Genomic DNA, 15,872 nt, shown 5'->3' with positions numbered 1-15,872 from the left:
GTCAAATGCCAATTTATTCCTCGTCCAGTCCTTTTTGGGCTGGTTGAGAAATTCCTTTGGATCAAAGACCAACCCTTTGGGGTTGGCATTCGGATGAAGTCAGCAATGATGTCATCTCTTTGGTCAGTTTCAAACTCGCAGGTGCCTGGTTTTCCCCGGGTGTCCTGTTTTTTTTCTTTTACGGAGAGTTTGATCCTGGCTCAGGATGAACGCTGGCGGCGTGCTTAACACATGCAAGTCGAACGATGAAGCCYAGCTTGCTGGGTGGATTAGTGGCGAACGGGTGAGTAACACGTGAGCAACCTGCCCCTCACTCTGGGATAAGCGCTGGAAACGGCGTCTAATACTGGATACGAGTCGCAACCGCATGGTTAGTGACTGGAAAGATTTTTTGGTGGGGGATGGGCTCGCGGCCTATCAGCTTGTTGGTGAGGTAATGGCTCACCAAGGCGTCGACGGGTAGCCGGCCTGAGAGGGTGACCGGCCACACTGGGACTGAGACACGGCCCAGACTCCTACGGGAGGCAGCAGTGGGGAATATTGCACAATGGGCGGAAGCCTGATGCAGCAACGCCGCGTGAGGGATGACGGCCTTCGGGTTGTAAACCTCTTTTAGCAGGGAAGAAGCGAAAGTGACGGTACCTGCAGAAAAAGCACCGGCTAACTACGTGCCAGCAGCCGCGGTAATACGTAGGGTGCAAGCGTTATCCGGAATTATTGGGCGTAAAGAGCTCGTAGGCGGTTTGTCGCGTCTGCTGTGAAATCCCGAGGCTCAACCTCGGGCCTGCAGTGGGTACGGGCAGACTAGAGTGCGGTAGGGGAGATTGGAATTCCTGGTGTAGCGGTGGAATGCGCAGATATCAGGAGGAACACCGATGGCGAAGGCAGATCTCTGGGCCGTAACTGACGCTGAGGAGCGAAAGGGTGGGGAGCAAACAGGCTTAGATACCCTGGTAGTCCACCCCGTAAACGTTGGGAACTAGTTGTGGGGTCCTTTCCACGGATTCCGTGACGCAGCTAACGCATTAAGTTCCCCGCCTGGGGAGTACGGCCGCAAGGCTAAAACTCAAAGGAATTGACGGGGACCCGCACAAGCGGCGGAGCATGCGGATTAATTCGATGCAACGCGAAGAACCTTACCAAGGCTTGACATACACGAGAACGGGCCAGAAATGGTCAACTCTTTGGACACTCGTGAACAGGTGGTGCATGGTTGTCGTCAGCTCGTGTCGTGAGATGTTGGGTTAAGTCCCGCAACGAGCGCAACCCTCGTTCTATGTTGCCAGCACGTAATGGTGGGAACTCATGGGATACTGCCGGGGTCAACTCGGAGGAAGGTGGGGATGACGTCAAATCATCATGCCCCTTATGTCTTGGGCTTCACGCATGCTACAATGGCCGGTACAAAGGGCTGCAATACCGTGAGGTGGAGCGAATCCCAAAAAGCCGGTCCCAGTTCGGATTGAGGTCTGCAACTCGACCTCATGAAGTCGGAGTCGCTAGTAATCGCAGATCAGCAACGCTGCGGTGAATACGTTCCCGGGTCTTGTACACACCGCCCGTCAAGTCATGAAAGTCGGTAACACCTGAAGCCGGTGGCCTAACCCTTGTGGAGGGAGCCGTCGAAGGTGGGATCGGTAATTAGGACTAAGTCGTAACAAGGTAGCCGTACCGGAAGGTGCGGCTGGATCACCTCCTTTCTAAGGAGCATCTGGAGGCYTCGGCCTTCCAGGCGCCGGATCGAGACGAATGTTCTCGCCGGTTAGCTCATGGGTGGAACATTTGACATGGCATCAGCGCAGCTGATCCTCGTTAGTACGTCGGGCCTTCGGGTCTGGTGGGAACGTGGGGATGGGTGAGCGGGGTGCCTGCACGCTGTTGGGTCCTGAGGGACCGGGTGTGGGAACACATGCGGTTTTTCTGGCCTTCTTATGCTCACCTTGTGGTGGGTGTTTGGGGGACCGCCCGTACTTTGAGAACTACACAGTGGACGCGAGCATCTTCAACATGACCCTTTGGGGTTGTGTTGTTTTGATGATCTTAAAGATCATTAGTCAATTTCGAACTGGATCCTTCGGGGTCTGGTTTCCGATTCTTGATGAACTCATGTGATTTCAAGTCTTTAAGAGCAAACGGTGGATGCCTTGGCATCTGGAGCCGAAGAAGGACGTAGCAATCTGCGATAAGCCTCGGGGAACTGATAAGCGAGTTTTGATCCGAGGGTGTCCGAATGGGGAAACCCCGCTGGGCGGCGTGCCGACCTAGTGACTCCCGCCTGAATATATAGGGCGGGTAGAGGGAACGTGGGGAAGTGAAACATCTCAGTACCCACAGGAAGAGAAAACAACATGTGATTCCGTGAGTAGTGGCGAGCGAAAGCGGATGAGGCTAAACCGGGTGTGTGTGATAGCCGGCAGGCGTTGCATGCTCGGGGTTGTGGGACTTTTTGGATTGTTCTGCCGAACTTTCAGCGTTACAAGCAGGTATAGACGAACGGTTTTGAATGGCCGGTCATAGAGGGTGCGAACCCCGTAGTCGAAATGCCTGGCTTGGCGTGAAGAGTATCCCAAGTAGCACGGGGCCCGAGAAATCCCGTGTGAATCTGTCAGGACCACCTGATAAGCCTAAATACTCCCAGATGACCGATAGCGGACAAGTACCGTGAGGGAAAGGTGAAAAGTACCCCGGGAGGGGAGTGAAATAGTACCTGAAACCGTTTGCTTACAAACCGTTGGAGCCTCCTTAGTAGGGGTGACAGCGTGCCTTTTGAAGAATGAGCCTGCGAGTTAGCGATACGTGGCGAGGTTAACCCGTGTGGGGTAGCCGTAGCGAAAGCGAGTCTGAATAGGGCGATTCAGTCGCGTGTCCTAGACCCGAAGCGAAGTGATCTATCCATGGCCAGGCTGAAGCGACGGTAAGACGTCGTGGAGGGCCGAACCCACTTAGGTTGAAAACTGAGGGGATGAGCTGTGGATAGGGGTGAAAGGCCAATCAAACTTCGTGATAGCTGGTTCTCTCCGAAATGCATTTAGGTGCAGCGTTGCGTGTTTCTTGCCGGAGGTAGAGCTACTGGATGGCCGATGGGCCCTACAAGGTTACTGACGTCAGCCAAACTCCGAATGCCGGTAAGTGAGAGCGCAGCAGTGAGACTGTGGGGGATAAGCTTCATAGTCGAGAGGGAAACAACCCAGACCACCATCTAAGGTCCCTAAGCGCGTGCTAAGTGGGAAAGGATGTGGAGTTGCTGTGACAACCAGGAGGTTGGCTTAGAAGCAGCCACCCTTGAAAGAGTGCGTAATAGCTCACTGGTCAAGTGATTCCGCGCCGACAATGTAACGGGGCTCAAGCACGCCACCGAAGTTGTGGCATTGACATTTATGGTAGGCCTTCGTGGTCCAGCCGTGTTGATGGGTAGGAGAGCGTCGTGTGGCGAGTGAAGCGGCGGAGTGATCCAGCCGTGGACGCTACACGAGTGAGAATGCAGGCATGAGTAGCGAAAGACGTGTGAGAAACACGTCCTCCGGAAGACCAAGGGTTCCAGGGTCAAGCTAATCTTCCCTGGGTAAGTCGGGACCTAAGGCGAGGCCGACAGGCGTAGTCGATGGACAACGGGTTGATATTCCCGTACCGGCGAAGAACCGCCCACATGAAATCAGGAGTGCTAAGCATCCCAAGACGCGTGGATCCCTTCGGGGACGATCGTGAGGCGGCATGCGACCCCATCTGGTGGAGTGAGCGTATTAACAGGTGTGACGCAGGAAGGTAGCCCAGCCAGGCGATGGTTGTCCTGGTGCAAGTGCGTAGGCCGAGAGATAGGCAAATCCGTCTCTCATGAAGGCTGAGACACGATGCGGATGAAAAGTGGGTGATCCTATGCTGCCAAGAAAAGCATCGACGCGAGGTTCTAGCCGCCCGTACCCCAAACCGACTCAGGTGGTCAGGTAGAGAATACCAAGGAGATCGAGAGAATCGTGGTTAAGGAACTCGGCAAAATGCCCCCGTAACTTCGGGAGAAGGGGGGCCACCCGCTTATACGGATTTACTCCGAAAAGGGTGTGGTGGCCGCAGAGACTAGTGGGTAGCGACTGTTTACTAAAAACACAGGTCCGTGCTAAGTCGCAAGACGATGTATACGGACTGACGCCTGCCCGGTGCTGGAAGGTTAAGAGGACCGGTTAGCCGTAAGGCGAAGCTGAGAATTTAAGCCCCAGTAAACGGCGGTGGTAACTATAACCATCCTAAGGTAGCGAAATTCCTTGTCGGGTAAGTTCCGACCTGCACGAATGGCGTAACGACTTCCCAACTGTCTCAACCGCGAACTCGGCGAAATTGCATTACGAGTAAAGATGCTCGTTACGCGCAGCAGGACGGAAAGACCCCGTGACCTTTACTACAGCTTGGTATTGGTGTTCGGTGTGGCTTGTGTAGGATAGGTGGGAGACTTTGAAGCGTGGACGCCAGTTCATGTGGAGTCATTGTTGAAATACCACTCTGGTCACTCTGGATATCTAACTTCGAACCGTAATCCGGTTCAGGGACAGTGCCTGGTGGGTAGTTTAACTGGGGCGGTTGCCTCCCAAAAAGTAACGGAGGCGCCCAAAGGTTCCCTCAACCTGGTTGGTAATCAGGTGTCGAGTGTAAGTGCACAAGGGAGCTTGACTGTGAGACTGACAGGTCGAGCAGGGACGAAAGTCGGGACTAGTGATCCGGCAGTGGCTTGTGGAAGCGCTGTCGCTCAACGGATAAAAGGTACCTCGGGGATAACAGGCTGATCTTGCCCAAGAGTCCATATCGACGGCAWGGTTTGGCACCTCGATGTCGGCTCRTCGCATCCTGGGGCTGGAGTAGGTCCCAAGGGTTGGGCTGTTCGCCCATTAAAGCGGTACGCGAGCTGGGTTYAGAACGTCGTGAGACAGTTCGGTCCCTATCCGCTGCGCGCGTAGGAAGTTTGAGAGGATCTGACCCTAGTACGAGAGGACCGGGTTGGACGAACCTCTGGTGTGCCAGTTGTTCCGCCAGGAGCACCGCTGGTTAGCTACGTTCGGGATGGATAACCGCTGAAAGCATCTAAGCGGGAAGCCGGCCTCAAGATGAGACTTCCATACCTTCGGGTGAGAGGCTCCCAGCCAGACTACTGGGTTGATAGGCCAGATGTGGAAGCGTGGTAACACGTGCAGCTGACTGGTACTAATAAGCCGATGACTTGATAACACACCGTTCTTGGTGCTTGCGTCCACTTTGTGGTTCTCGACGTACGGTCGAAACCGCGAACATATAACAAACATTACGTTTGTGCTTGTTCGAGACACGTCAATAGTGTTTCGGCGGCCATAGCGTGAGGGAAACGCCCGGTCACATTCCGAACCCGGAAGCTAAGCCTCACAGCGCCGATGGTACTGCAGGGGGGACCCTGTGGGAGAGTAGGACACCGCCGGACTTCCTTTAACAGAAAGGCCACCCAACGCAGGGTGGCCTTTCTGCGTTAACATGCTCGACGGAAGGAGTCCCGACATGGCCGAAGATGGCAAGCCCTCGCGCGACCGCAAGGATGACGACGCGAGGCAGCCTCGCCGCTATGTCGATGGAGACCGTTCCGAGCGCTCTTTCCGTCAAGGCCCTGCCCGCGGCGATCGTCCGCAGCGCAATGACGGGGACCGTCCGCGCCGTGAGGGCGACCGTCCGTCTCGTAGTGGCGGGGATGACCGTCCGCGTCGTGACGGCGACCGCTCCTTCGGAGCTTCCGCAGGCCGCACCGACCGCCCGCGCCGTGAGGGCGACCGTCCGTACCGCGCTGGTGGGGATGATCGTCCGCGTCGCGATGGTGACCGTCCGTTCCGTGGTGGCGATGACCGACCGCGTCGTGACGGCGACCGCCCGTTCCGGGGCTCGGCCGATCGCACGGATCGTCCTCGCGGTGACGGTGACCGACCTTATCGCTCTGGTGGGGACGAGCGACCTCGCCGGGATGGGGATCGTCCCTCTCGGGGTTCCGCCGACCGCACCGATAGGCCGTTCCGCGCTGGCGACGACCGACCGCGCCGCGACGGCGACCGTCCGTACCGGGGCTCTTCGGATCGCACGGATCGCCCTCGTCGTGACGGTGACCGTCCGTACCGGGGCTCGGCCGATCGCACGGATCGTCCTCGCCGTGACGGTGACCGACCTTATCGCTCTGGTGGGGACGACCGTCCGCGTCGTGACGGTGACCGTCCGTTCCGTGGCGGCGTCGATCGTCCGCGTCGCGATGGTGATCGTCCGTTCCGCAGTGGTGGGGATGATCGACCGCGTCGTGACGGTGACCGTCCGTACCGTGGCGGCGACGACCGTCCGCGCCGGGACAGTGACCGCCCCCGTCGTGACACGTATGCGGCAGACCGCCCGCGCGACCCCGAGATTCCCGATGACGTCACGGCCCGCGATCTGCATCCTTCGGCCCGCAACGAGCTGAAGACCCTCAGCAAGGAGAACGCCGAGCAGGTTGCGCGTCATCTCGCCATGGCGGCCCAGCTCATCAACGAGGATCCCGAGCGTGCGCACCTGCATGCGCTGGCGGCCTCCCGTCGCGCCGGCCGCGTCGCGGTGGTCCGCGAGTCGGTGGCGATCACGGCCTACGCCATGGGCGACTTCGCCCTGGCGCTGCGAGAGCTGCGCACCTACCGTCGCATCTCCGGGAGCGATGACCAGATCGCACTCATCGTCGACAGCGAGCGCGGCATGGGGCGTCCTGACCGCGCGCTGGAAGAGGCGCGTTCCGTCGACCGCGCGGCCCTGCCGACCGCGACCCGCGTGGCGCTGGCGATCGCGATGTCGGGAGCACGCCTGGACCGCGGGGAGACGGAGCTGGCACTCGGCGAACTCGAGATCCCCGAGCTCAACCCCGACCTCGCGTTCGACTGGAGCCCTGCGCTCTTCGCCGCTCGTGCCGCGGTGCTCGAGGACCTCGGTCGCCTCGAGGAGGCGTCATTCTGGCAGGAGCGTGCCGAAGTGGCGTCGGCGGCCCTGGGGCATGGCGACGACGAGGAGCTCATCATCGAGGACGCCTACGAAGACCTCGCCGACGAACCAGAGAGCATCGAGTTCGACGGAGACGAGCCTGTCGAGGCCGAGCACATCGAGGCCGAGAGCGCCGACTCGGATGGCGCCGAGCCCGCAAGCACGGAGCCGGGCGAGGCAGAGCAGCCGGAGGACGCGGAGCGATCCGAGTGAGCCTGTTCTCCCGGGAGAAGCGCACGCCGCTGACCGACGTCGACGTGGTGCTCGCCGATCTCGACGGCGTGGTCTATGCCGGCGCCGGCGCGATCCCGCACGCGATCGACAGCCTCAAGAAGGTCGAGGCATCCCGTCGCCTCGGGTACATCACGAACAACGCCTCGCGCACCGACGCGTCGGTCGCCGCACACCTGACGGAGCTCGGCCTGTCCGTCGCCCCGGACGAGGTCGTCACCAGTCCGCAGGCCGCGATGCGCCTCGTCAGTGGCCTCATCCCTGCCGGATCCGCGATCCTTGTCATCGGAGGAGAGGGGCTCGTCGACGAGGTGCACAAGGCCGGGTTCCGGGTCACCCGCAGCGCCGACGACTCGCCGGCTGCCGTGGTCCAGGGCTTTGCGCCCGAGGTGGGCTGGAAGGACCTGGCGGAAGCCGCGTTCGCCCTGAAGCTCCCCGAGGACGAGGGCGGGATCCCCTGGATCGCGACGAACACGGACTGGACGATTCCGCAGTCGCGCGGCGTCGCACCCGGCAACGGAACGCTGGTGTCGGCCGTGCACACGGCGATCGGTCGCCTTGCGACCGTGGCGGGTAAGCCCGAGACGCCGATCTTCGAGGAGGCTGTCGCGCGGTTCGATGCGAAGCATCCGCTGTTCATCGGCGACCGTCTCGACACGGACATCGCCGGGGCGTCCCGCGCGGGCATCGAGTCGGTCCTGGTGCTCACAGGCATCGACCGCCCCAAGCATCTTCTGGCTGCCGCCGAGGGATCGCGTCCGACCTACATCCTCGGCGATCTGCGCGAACTGGACGAACCGTACCCGCAGACGCAGTTCAAGGGCGACACCGTCACCGTGCGGGGCGCGTCCGTCCGCGTCGTCGGCCCGGACGTCACGATCCTCAGCGAGGGCGACCGCCCGATCGACCTCGTGCGCGCTGGCGCTGAGGCGATCTGGCGCACCGGCCGGCAGATCTTCGGCTTCCGCGTGCCCGAACGCCTGTACGCARATCCGTTCCACCGCCCGTAATCCGTCGGAACGTCGCCGTCTCGCCGTAGGCTGAGAGGGTGAGCGAGAACACGGAACCGGATCCTTCGGACGGACTCTGGAGTCGGCTGCGCCTGATCGAAGGGCAGCCGCTGGATTCTCGCGCCGCCGCTTACCAGACTCTGCACGACGACCTGGCACGTCGGCTGGAGAGCGCGCCGCGCGTCGCCGCGTCCGCGCAACCGGGCCCCGACCGCGGATGACAGCCCGACTGGATGCCGCACTCGCAGAGCGCGGTCTCGCGCGGTCTCGCACGCACGCGGCCACGCTCATCGATGGCGGTCTCGTCACCGTGAACGGGAAACCCGTGGTCAAGGCGTCCGCCAAGGTCGAAGACGGCGACGTGATCGATGTGGCCGGGGCCGATCATTACGTCAGCCGCGGCGCGCACAAGCTCATCGCCGCGCTGGACGGATTCGGCCTCGATCCTTCCGGATCCGTCGCCCTGGACATGGGTGCGTCCACCGGCGGCTTCACCCAGGTCCTGCGTGAGCGCGGGGCACGGCGGGTCCTCGCCGTCGACGTGGGGCATGAGCAGCTCGCGGCGTCGGTCCGGGCGGACCCTGGCGTGATCGCCGTGGAGGGGTTCAACGTCCGCCACATGGATGCGGAGGCGTTGGCCGCCGCGACGGGGGAGAGCTTGAGGCCGTCCCTCGTGGTCGGTGACCTGTCCTTCATCTCCCTGACGCTCGTGCTCCCCGCGATCGCGATCACGGCCGCGCCCGAGGCGGACGTCGTGCTGCTCATCAAGCCCCAGTTCGAGGTGGGGCGCACGGCGGTGCGAGGCGGGCTCGTGACCAACCCGACGATCCGTGCCGACGCGGTGGCCCGTGTGCTGTGGAGCGCGTGGGATCAGGGGTTCGGCGTCCGCGGTCTGCTGCCGTCGCCGATTCTCGGCACGCATGGCAACGTCGAGTACCTGGTGCATCTGCGAGCGGGGGATCGTTCCCGCGGCTCGGAAGGCAATCCGACAGAATGGATGAGCACGATCGACGAGATGGCAGGAGGCCGATGAACGAGCGCAGGATCCTTGTCGTCGCACACGCACGCCGCGATGAGACCGTGCAAGCCGCCCGACGGGTCGTCTCCGCGCTCCGTGGCGCGGGGGCCCGACCGGTGATGTCGGCGGACGACCGTGCCGAGCTGACGGCCGAGGACGAGTTCTTCGCCGACCTCGACGTGCTCGGATCGGACATCCCGGTCGAGGACATCGAGCTCGCCATCGTGCTGGGCGGTGACGGCACCATCCTGCGTGCGGCCGAGCTCGTGCGCGACGGCACCGCACCCATCCTCGGCATCAACATGGGCCACGTCGGCTTCCTCGCCGAGATTGAGCGCGACGACATGGACGCCGCCGTGGCGCGCGTCATCGACCGCGACTACTCCGTGGAGGAGCGCATGGCGCTCGCCGTGCGCGTGAAGGACGCCGATGGATCCGTCGTCTACAGCACCTGGGCGCTGAACGAGGCGACGGTGGAGAAGGCGAGTCGCGAGCGGATGATCGAGGTGGTCGTCGAGATCGACGGGCGCCCGCTGACGAGCTTCGGCTGCGACGGCATGGTCGTGTCCACTCCGACGGGGGCGACCGCATACAACTTCTCGGCGGGCGGACCGGTGATCTGGCCGGGTGTCGAAGCCATCGCCGTGGTGCCGCTGTCGGCCCATGCCCTGTTCGCGCGACCGCTCGTGGTCGCACCCGGCGCACCCGTCGCGATCGAGCTGCTGGACCGCAACGACGGCACCGCGATCCTCTGGTGCGATGGGCGGCGTTCGCACGAGCTTCCGCGCGGCGCGCGCGTCATCGTACGCCGGTCCTCGCGTCCGGTGCGCCTGGCGCGGCTGCACCCGAGCGTGTTCACGGACCGGCTGGTGCGCAAGTTCCAGCTGCCGGTCTCCGGCTGGAGGGGATCCGAGTCGTGATCGAGGAGATGCGCCTGCGGGATCTCGGAGTCATCGCCGAGGCGGTGCTGCAGATCGGGCCGGGATTCACCGCGATCACCGGTGAGACCGGCGCCGGCAAGACCATGGTCGTGACGGGTCTCGGACTCCTGTTGGGAGCCAGGGCGGACTCCGGCGCCGTCCGCGCGGGCGCGGCGCAGGCCTCCGTCGCCGGAGTGTGGATCGTGCCGACGAGGGGATCCGTCGCGGACACCGTCGCCGATGCCGGAGGTGAGCTCGAACCCTACGACGACGAGCGCGGCGAGCTGTACGTCTCGCGCACGCTCAGCGCCGAGGGGCGCAGCCGCGCGAGCGTCGGCGGGCGCGCGGCCCCGGCCGGGGTGCTGGCCGACCTCGCAGACGATCTGGTCGTCGTGCACGGGCAGTCCGAACAGCTGCGCCTGCGGTCCGCCGCCGCGCAACGAGACGCGCTGGACCGCTTCGGCGGATCCGCGATCGCGGTCGTCAGGACCGAGTACGCGGCCGCCTGGGAGCGCTGGCGCACCCTGTCGGCCCAGCTCGAGGAGATCAGCGGCAACCAGGAGCGGCGTCGGAGGGAGGCCGAGGACCTTCGCGAAGCGCTGGCGCTCATCGAGGCCACCGATCCACAGCCGGGGGAGGACGACGCGCTCGCCGAGCGCGCCGAGCGCCTCGCGAACGCCGAGGAGCTGCGCCAGTCCGCGGCCCTCGCCCGGGCGGCGCTGTCGGACGAGGACGGCGACAACGACATCACGACGCTGGCAGCCGAAGCACGGCGTGCGCTGGAGCGAGCGGGCGATCCCGAGCTCACGTCGATCGCCGAGAGCATCGCCGAGATCGGCTACCGCGCCGCCGATATCGCTGCGCAGCTGAGCGGCTACCTCGCCGATCTCGACGAGTCCGGGCCGCATGAGCTGGCGGCGGTCGAGGAGCGCAGAGCGGCTCTCGCAGGCCTCGTCCGCGCCCATGGGACGCTCGACGCCGCACTGGACCTGTGGAACACCGGATCCGCGCGGCTCGCCGAGCTCGATGACGACTCCGACCACATCGAACGGCTCACAGTCCAGCGCGACGCCGCCCGCGCGGCCCTCGACGAGGCGGCCGCGGCGCTCACGGCGACGCGCACGGAGGCCGCCGGCCGGCTCGGTGCCGCCGTGACCGAGGAGCTGCATGCCCTCGCCATGCCGGATGCCCGTCTCGTCGTCGCGGTCACCGAGGGAGCCGAGAGCGCGCACGGCCGCGACGACGTCGCCATCCTGCTCGCCCCGCATCCCGGGGCGGATCCGCGATCCGTCGCGAAGGGCGCCTCGGGCGGCGAGCTGTCGCGTGTGATGCTCGCGATCGAGGTCGTCATCGCCGGCACGGATCCGGTCCCGACCTTCGTGTTCGACGAGGTCGACGCCGGCATCGGCGGTGCCGCGGCAATCGAGGTGGGCCGGCGCCTGGCACGCTTGGCGCGCACCTCGCAGGTCATCGCCGTCACGCACCTCGCCCAGGTGGCGGCCTTCGCGAACAATCACCTGAGCGTCGTGAAGGCGAACGACGGACAGGTCACGGCCTCCAGCGTCCGTCGCCTCGACGGCGAGGATCGCGAGGCCGAGATGGCGCGGCTGCTGTCCGGTCTCGCCGATTCGGGCGCCGCCCTCGAGCACGCGCGCGAACTGCTCGCGCTGCGGGAGGACTGAGCCCGAGGTCTTTGCGGAGGACGCGCCGGCAGGTCAGCGCAGGTCGCGCACCGAGTCGCGCACGATTACCGGCATCGGCAGGAGTTCGTGCGCCAGATCGCGCTCGCCGAGCAGCATCTCCACGCCGACTCGCGCCATCTGCTCGTAGGGGAGCCGTGCGGTGGTGAGACCTGGACGGACCAGCGAGGCCAGATCCTCGTCGTCGAACGACACGATGGAGATGTCCGCGGGGATGCGCAGGCCGCGCTCGCTCAGCGCCTGATAGATGCCGAAGGCGACACCGTCCGTGGCCGCGATGATCGCGGTCAGGTCCGTGTGGGCGTCCAGCATCCGCTGGGTCTGCACGAAACCGTCGGCCGTCGTCCAGTTCTCGAGGACGACCTCGACCGGACCGGTGATGCCGCGCTCGGCGAAGGCGTCCCGCATGCCGTCGAGGCGCCGCGCGATGGTGACGGACCGACGCGGATCGCTCGCGACATGCGGGATGTCGCCGACGAAGCCGACGCGTGTATGGCCGGCATCCAGCAGCACTGAGGCCATCGCATGGCCCGCGGCGTACTCGTCCGGCAGGACGCTGGGCAGGTCATCAGGCGTGCGACCGTTGACGATGACGACGGGGATGCCGCGCGGAGCCGCCGGCACATCGACCATGCGCGCGGCCATCAGGCCGACGATCACGCCGTCGACGCGGCGATCGATGAGCTCGTCGAAGGCAGCGGCCAGCTGCGTGGGGTCATCCCCGGTCTCGGCGATGAGCACGGTGTGGTCCAGCTCCTTCGCGGCGCGCAGGGTCCCGCGCACCATCGCCGACGCGAAACGGGTGATCGTGACCTGATCCGAGATGAAACCGATCGAGCGGGTCTTCCCCGAGCGCAGGCTCTGCGCCGCCGGGTTCGGCTTGTAGCCGAGCTGCGCCGCGGCGGTGCGCACCCGTTCGACCGCATCCTCGGACAGTCGGGAAGGACGGTCGTTGAGGATGAGGCTGACCGCGGTCTTGGACAGACCGGACAGCCGTGCGACGTCCGCCAGCGTCGGTCTCGGTGCGGTGGACATCGGCGGCCTCCTCTCCTTCGCGTTCCTCTAACCTAGCCGATCCGCCACATTTGGTGAATTAATTTATCAACGTCTGTTGCGGACCACCCACGGCAGGTGTTACCGTCGGATAAATCGGTTCACCACCCGTTGATCTGCGCAGGATTGCGCAAAGCCGATTCACTCTCAGAGAGGAGAAGTTGATGGCACGCGAGTTCGGACCTGTCATGGGACGACGTGATCTTCTGCGGCTCGGAGGCTATGGCCTCGCAAGCGCCGCCCTGCTGGGCATGGGGGCGGGCCTGACGGGCTGCGCACCTTCAGGGGGCGGTTCGAGCACCGGCACCCTGACCATGCTGTACTTCGGTGATCAGAAGTCGGCGACCACCCTGCAGAACGCCCTCCAACCCAAGGTCAAGAAGATCGACAAGGACCTTTCGCTGAAGGTCAGTGCGATCAACGGCAAGGACTGGAACGACTTCCTCGCCAAGGTGCTCACCCTGATCGCTTCGGGACAGGCTCCCGACATCGTGAGCGTCGCGACGGAGGGCTTGCAGCTCATGGTCGGCAAGAAGCTCATCACGCCGCTGGACAGCTATGTCACCAAGGACATGTCGACCCTGAAGTCGAGCTACTTCAACGACATCCACCCGGCGCTCATCGAGGCCATGATGGTCGACGGGCACCTCTACAACATGCCCGACAGCTTCAACGCCGGCAGCATGTTCTACAACTCCGACGTGCTGCAGAAGGCGGGGGCCTCGGCGCCGGCCGCGGGCTGGACGATGGACGACTTCCACTCCACCGCCGAGAAGATCTCGAAGCTCGGCGGCGACATCCTTCCCTTCGACTGGGTGGTGCGCCTCTGGGGCAGCTGGACGTCTTTCCTCTACGCCAACAACGGGAACCTCATCGAAGAGGGCAAGTACGGCGGCGGGGACTGGCTCTGGAGCAAGGCCTACGAGGCGGGCGACAAGAGCATCCAAGGACGCCAGGGCGGATGGAAATGGGGCGCGCCGACGGCGAACTCCGACGCCGCGATCGAGGCGCTGCAGTACGTCATCGACCTGCAAAAGGCCGGCTACTCGCCCTCACCCGACGTGGGCGGCGGCGGCACCCTCCAGGGGCTGTTCTCGTCCGGCCGCATCGGCATGACGATCGGCGGAGGGTTCTGGGCGGGCGGTCTGCACAACGCGGGCATGAAGGACGGCAGCTTCGAAGTGCAGGCGTTCCCGACCTGGAAGAGCAACAAGTCGCTGTTCGGCACCGGCGGGTACTCGATCTTCGAATCGTCCAAGAAGAAGGACGCCGCCTGGGAGGTCATCAAGATGATGATCGAGGCGGAGACCTTCGACATCATGTTCCCGGGCAACATCACCACGACAGGGCGCAAGTCGCTGATGACCGCGGAGCGGTACGCGAGCACGGGCCCGAAGAACTGGCAGGTCTTCTACGACCAGCTCGACGGCTCCGTCCCCATCTCGGCGCCGTCGTACTACAACGCGCTCGCGACCTCCCTCAACCAGCGCACGACGGAGGCCATCTCCTCGGGGAATGCGAAGGCGGCGCTCGACGCGATGCAGTCCGACCTCGAGAAGGTGGCGAAGGGCAGCTGATGTCCGCGACCACCTCCATTCCGCACGCAGCACTGCGTGTGTCGCCGGGCGAGGTGAAGCCTCCCCGGGCCGTCCGCCGCCCTGGTGCGCGCCGGGCGGCCCGGCGGGAGGGGATGTTCGGCTACGCGATGATCGCGCTGTCGATGCTGTTCGTGACGGTGTTCACGTTCATCCCCATCCTGGCCTCGCTCGGGCTGTCGTTCTTCCACTGGGACGTCATTTCCCCGCCCACCTGGGCGGGGCTGGAGAACTACCAGCGCTTCTTCACCGACGGTCCCGTGCTGCAGTCCTTCGGCGTGACCACCGTCATGGCGATAGCGATCGTCGCCCTCCAGCTGACACTGGGGCTGTTCCTGGCGGTGCTGGTCAACCAGCGCACCTCGACCTTCGGGCGGACCTTCTTCCGCACGGCGTTCTACCTTCCGCTGCTCGCCTCGACGGCGGCGGTCGCCATCTTCATGGGCTACCTGTTCGACGCGAAGTTCGGCGCCATCAACTACTACCTCGGCCTCCTCGGGATGTCGGACGTGCCGTGGCTGACCAGCCCCTTCGGCGCCCAGGTGACGATCGTGCTGATCGTGGTCTGGCAGCAGGTCGGCTTCACCTTCGTGCTGTTCGTGTCCGCCCTCATGGCGGTGCCCACGGACGTGCTGGAGGCGTCGTCGATCGACGGTGCGGGTCCGCTGCGCACGCTGTTCCGGATCAAGATCCCGTTGATCAGTCCCACGATCCTGTTCGCTGCCGTGATCGCTTTCATCAACGCGATGCAGCTGTTCGACCAGCCGTTCATCATGACGAAGGGCGGGCCGGGCACGGCCACCACGACCGCGACGATCTCGATGTACCAGACCGGGTTCCAGAACCTGCAGTTCGGCTACTCCTCGGCGATCGCGATCATCCTCCTCCTGGTGATCCTCGCGATCACCGGGATCCAGTTCCTCGCCTCCCGGAAGCTGGTGTTCTACCAATGAGCGCGACATCCTTGATCGTGACGGGCCGCCGCCGGCGGTCCCGCAGCGGCGGTCCCTGGGACCGCTCCTGGAGCGTCGGCAAGATCGCCGGCCTCGTCGCCCTGTTCGTCGCCGCGGTGTTCGCCCTCGGCCCGTTGCTGTGGACGCTGACCACGTCGCTGCGGTCGCCCTCGCAGGCGTTCAACAACCCGCCTCAGTGGATTCCGTTCAACGCCGACTTCAGCAACTATGCGGCGGTGTTCGACCAGATCCCGATCGGGCAGTTCTTCCTGAACAGCACGATCGTGACCCTGCTGATCGTGGTCGGCCAGACGATCACCTGCACCCTGAGCGGGTACGCGTTCGCGATGATCTCCTTCCGCACCCTGAGCGGGTACGCGTTCGCGATGATCTCCTTCC

General features: G+C 64.1%; 11 protein-coding genes and 3 rRNA genes. 12 read left to right on the top strand and 2 right to left on the bottom strand.

The genetic code is table 11. The features are described from left to right. Nucleotides 1–177 precede the first annotated feature (177 nt). From AC1DMN_RS17810 to rrf, 3 genes are all read left to right on the top strand, one after another. A 16S ribosomal RNA gene (locus tag AC1DMN_RS17810) occupies nucleotides 178–1,700 on the top strand. A gap of 412 nt (nucleotides 1,701–2,112) precedes the next feature. Next, nucleotides 2,113–5,211, top strand: a 23S ribosomal RNA gene (locus tag AC1DMN_RS17805). Nucleotides 5,212–5,320: 109 nt separating this feature from the next. After that, nucleotides 5,321–5,437: ribosomal RNA gene (gene rrf, locus AC1DMN_RS17800) — 5S ribosomal RNA — on the top strand. Together the 16S, 23S and 5S rRNA genes form the textbook arrangement of a ribosomal RNA operon. Before the next feature lie 5 nt (nucleotides 5,438–5,442). Here rrf and AC1DMN_RS17795 read toward each other — a convergent pair. Continuing rightward, entirely contained in the window at nucleotides 5,443–6,489 is a 1,047-nt protein-coding gene (locus AC1DMN_RS17795; protein ID WP_477229326.1) for a hypothetical protein, read from the bottom strand. Nucleotides 6,490–6,495: 6 nt separating this feature from the next. Here AC1DMN_RS17795 and AC1DMN_RS17790 point away from each other — a divergent pair, with 6 nt between their 5' ends. The 6 genes from AC1DMN_RS17790 to recN are packed head-to-tail and all read left to right on the top strand — an operon-like array spanning nucleotide 6,496 to nucleotide 11,854. Beyond that, nucleotides 6,496–7,206 carry a hypothetical protein gene (locus tag AC1DMN_RS17790; RefSeq protein WP_477229325.1) on the top strand — a complete coding sequence of 237 codons (711 nt, stop codon included), beginning with the start codon at nucleotides 6,496–6,498 and terminating at the stop codon, nucleotides 7,204–7,206. Continuing rightward, the gene (locus AC1DMN_RS17785) at nucleotides 7,203–8,234 is read left to right on the top strand and encodes an HAD-IIA family hydrolase (RefSeq protein WP_477384708.1); all 1,032 of its coding nucleotides are present in this window, start codon (nucleotides 7,203–7,205) and stop codon (nucleotides 8,232–8,234) included. Before AC1DMN_RS17790 ends, AC1DMN_RS17785 begins: the two co-directional genes overlap by 4 nt. A gap of 38 nt (nucleotides 8,235–8,272) precedes the next feature. Then, on the top strand, nucleotides 8,273–8,455 hold the full coding sequence (locus AC1DMN_RS17780) for a hypothetical protein (RefSeq protein WP_440735231.1): 183 nt from the start codon (nucleotides 8,273–8,275) through the stop codon (nucleotides 8,453–8,455). Next, nucleotides 8,452–9,267 carry a TlyA family RNA methyltransferase gene (locus AC1DMN_RS17775; RefSeq protein ID WP_440735230.1) on the top strand — a complete coding sequence of 272 codons (816 nt, stop codon included), beginning with the start codon at nucleotides 8,452–8,454 and terminating at the stop codon, nucleotides 9,265–9,267. The genes AC1DMN_RS17780 and AC1DMN_RS17775 overlap by 4 nt, the downstream gene beginning before the upstream one ends. Then, entirely contained in the window at nucleotides 9,264–10,172 is a 909-nt protein-coding gene (locus tag AC1DMN_RS17770; RefSeq protein ID WP_440735229.1) for an NAD kinase, read from the top strand. Before AC1DMN_RS17775 ends, AC1DMN_RS17770 begins: the two co-directional genes overlap by 4 nt. Next, nucleotides 10,169–11,854, top strand: coding sequence for a DNA repair protein RecN (gene recN / locus AC1DMN_RS17765; RefSeq protein ID WP_477229323.1), 1,686 nt, complete (start codon nucleotides 10,169–10,171; stop codon nucleotides 11,852–11,854). The genes AC1DMN_RS17770 and recN overlap by 4 nt, the downstream gene beginning before the upstream one ends. Nucleotides 11,855–11,887: 33 nt before the next feature. Here the strand turns inward: recN and AC1DMN_RS17760 are convergent, their stop codons facing one another. After that, nucleotides 11,888–12,907 (bottom strand): LacI family DNA-binding transcriptional regulator, encoded by a 1,020-nt coding sequence (locus AC1DMN_RS17760; protein ID WP_477229322.1) that lies wholly within the window; start codon nucleotides 12,905–12,907, stop codon nucleotides 11,888–11,890. Nucleotides 12,908–13,089: 182 nt separating this feature from the next. On the opposite strand from AC1DMN_RS17760, the gene AC1DMN_RS17755 reads away from it, so the two are divergent. The 3 genes from AC1DMN_RS17755 to AC1DMN_RS17745 form a co-directional block, all read left to right on the top strand. Further along, nucleotides 13,090–14,502: an ABC transporter substrate-binding protein gene (locus AC1DMN_RS17755; protein ID WP_441977072.1), complete on the top strand. Its 1,413-nt coding sequence runs from the start codon at nucleotides 13,090–13,092 to the stop codon at nucleotides 14,500–14,502. After that, nucleotides 14,502–15,473, top strand: coding sequence for a carbohydrate ABC transporter permease (locus AC1DMN_RS17750; RefSeq protein ID WP_441977071.1), 972 nt, complete (start codon nucleotides 14,502–14,504; stop codon nucleotides 15,471–15,473). The genes AC1DMN_RS17755 and AC1DMN_RS17750 overlap by 1 nt, the downstream gene beginning before the upstream one ends. Beyond that, a partial coding sequence (locus AC1DMN_RS17745) for an ABC transporter permease family protein (protein ID WP_477384706.1) occupies nucleotides 15,470–15,872 on the top strand: 403 nt, incomplete at its 3' end. The genes AC1DMN_RS17750 and AC1DMN_RS17745, both read left to right, overlap by 4 nt.

The organism is Microbacterium sp. 01T413_2 (assembly GCF_056398985.1).
Note: the sequence above shows the minus strand (reverse complement) of the source record. Positions and strands in the feature narration are given on the sequence as shown.

Bases quoted from the DNA above. Each gene is read 5' to 3' on its own strand.
- AC1DMN_RS17775 (WP_440735230.1), top strand. From the start codon at position 8,452: ATGACAGCCCGACTGGATGCCGCACTCGCAGAGCGCGGTCTCGCGCGG.
- AC1DMN_RS17790 (WP_477229325.1), top strand. From the start codon at position 6,496: ATGGCGGCCCAGCTCATCAACGAGGATCCCGAGCGTGCGCACCTGCAT.
- AC1DMN_RS17755 (WP_441977072.1), top strand. From the start codon at position 13,090: ATGGCACGCGAGTTCGGACCTGTCATGGGACGACGTGATCTTCTGCGG.
- AC1DMN_RS17750 (WP_441977071.1), top strand. From the start codon at position 14,502: ATGTCCGCGACCACCTCCATTCCGCACGCAGCACTGCGTGTGTCGCCG.
- AC1DMN_RS17795 (WP_477229326.1), bottom strand. From the start codon at position 6,489: ATGACGCGCAACCTGCTCGGCGTTCTCCTTGCTGAGGGTCTTCAGCTC.
- AC1DMN_RS17760 (WP_477229322.1), bottom strand. From the start codon at position 12,907: ATGTCCACCGCACCGAGACCGACGCTGGCGGACGTCGCACGGCTGTCC.
- AC1DMN_RS17770 (WP_440735229.1), top strand. From the start codon at position 9,264: ATGAACGAGCGCAGGATCCTTGTCGTCGCACACGCACGCCGCGATGAG.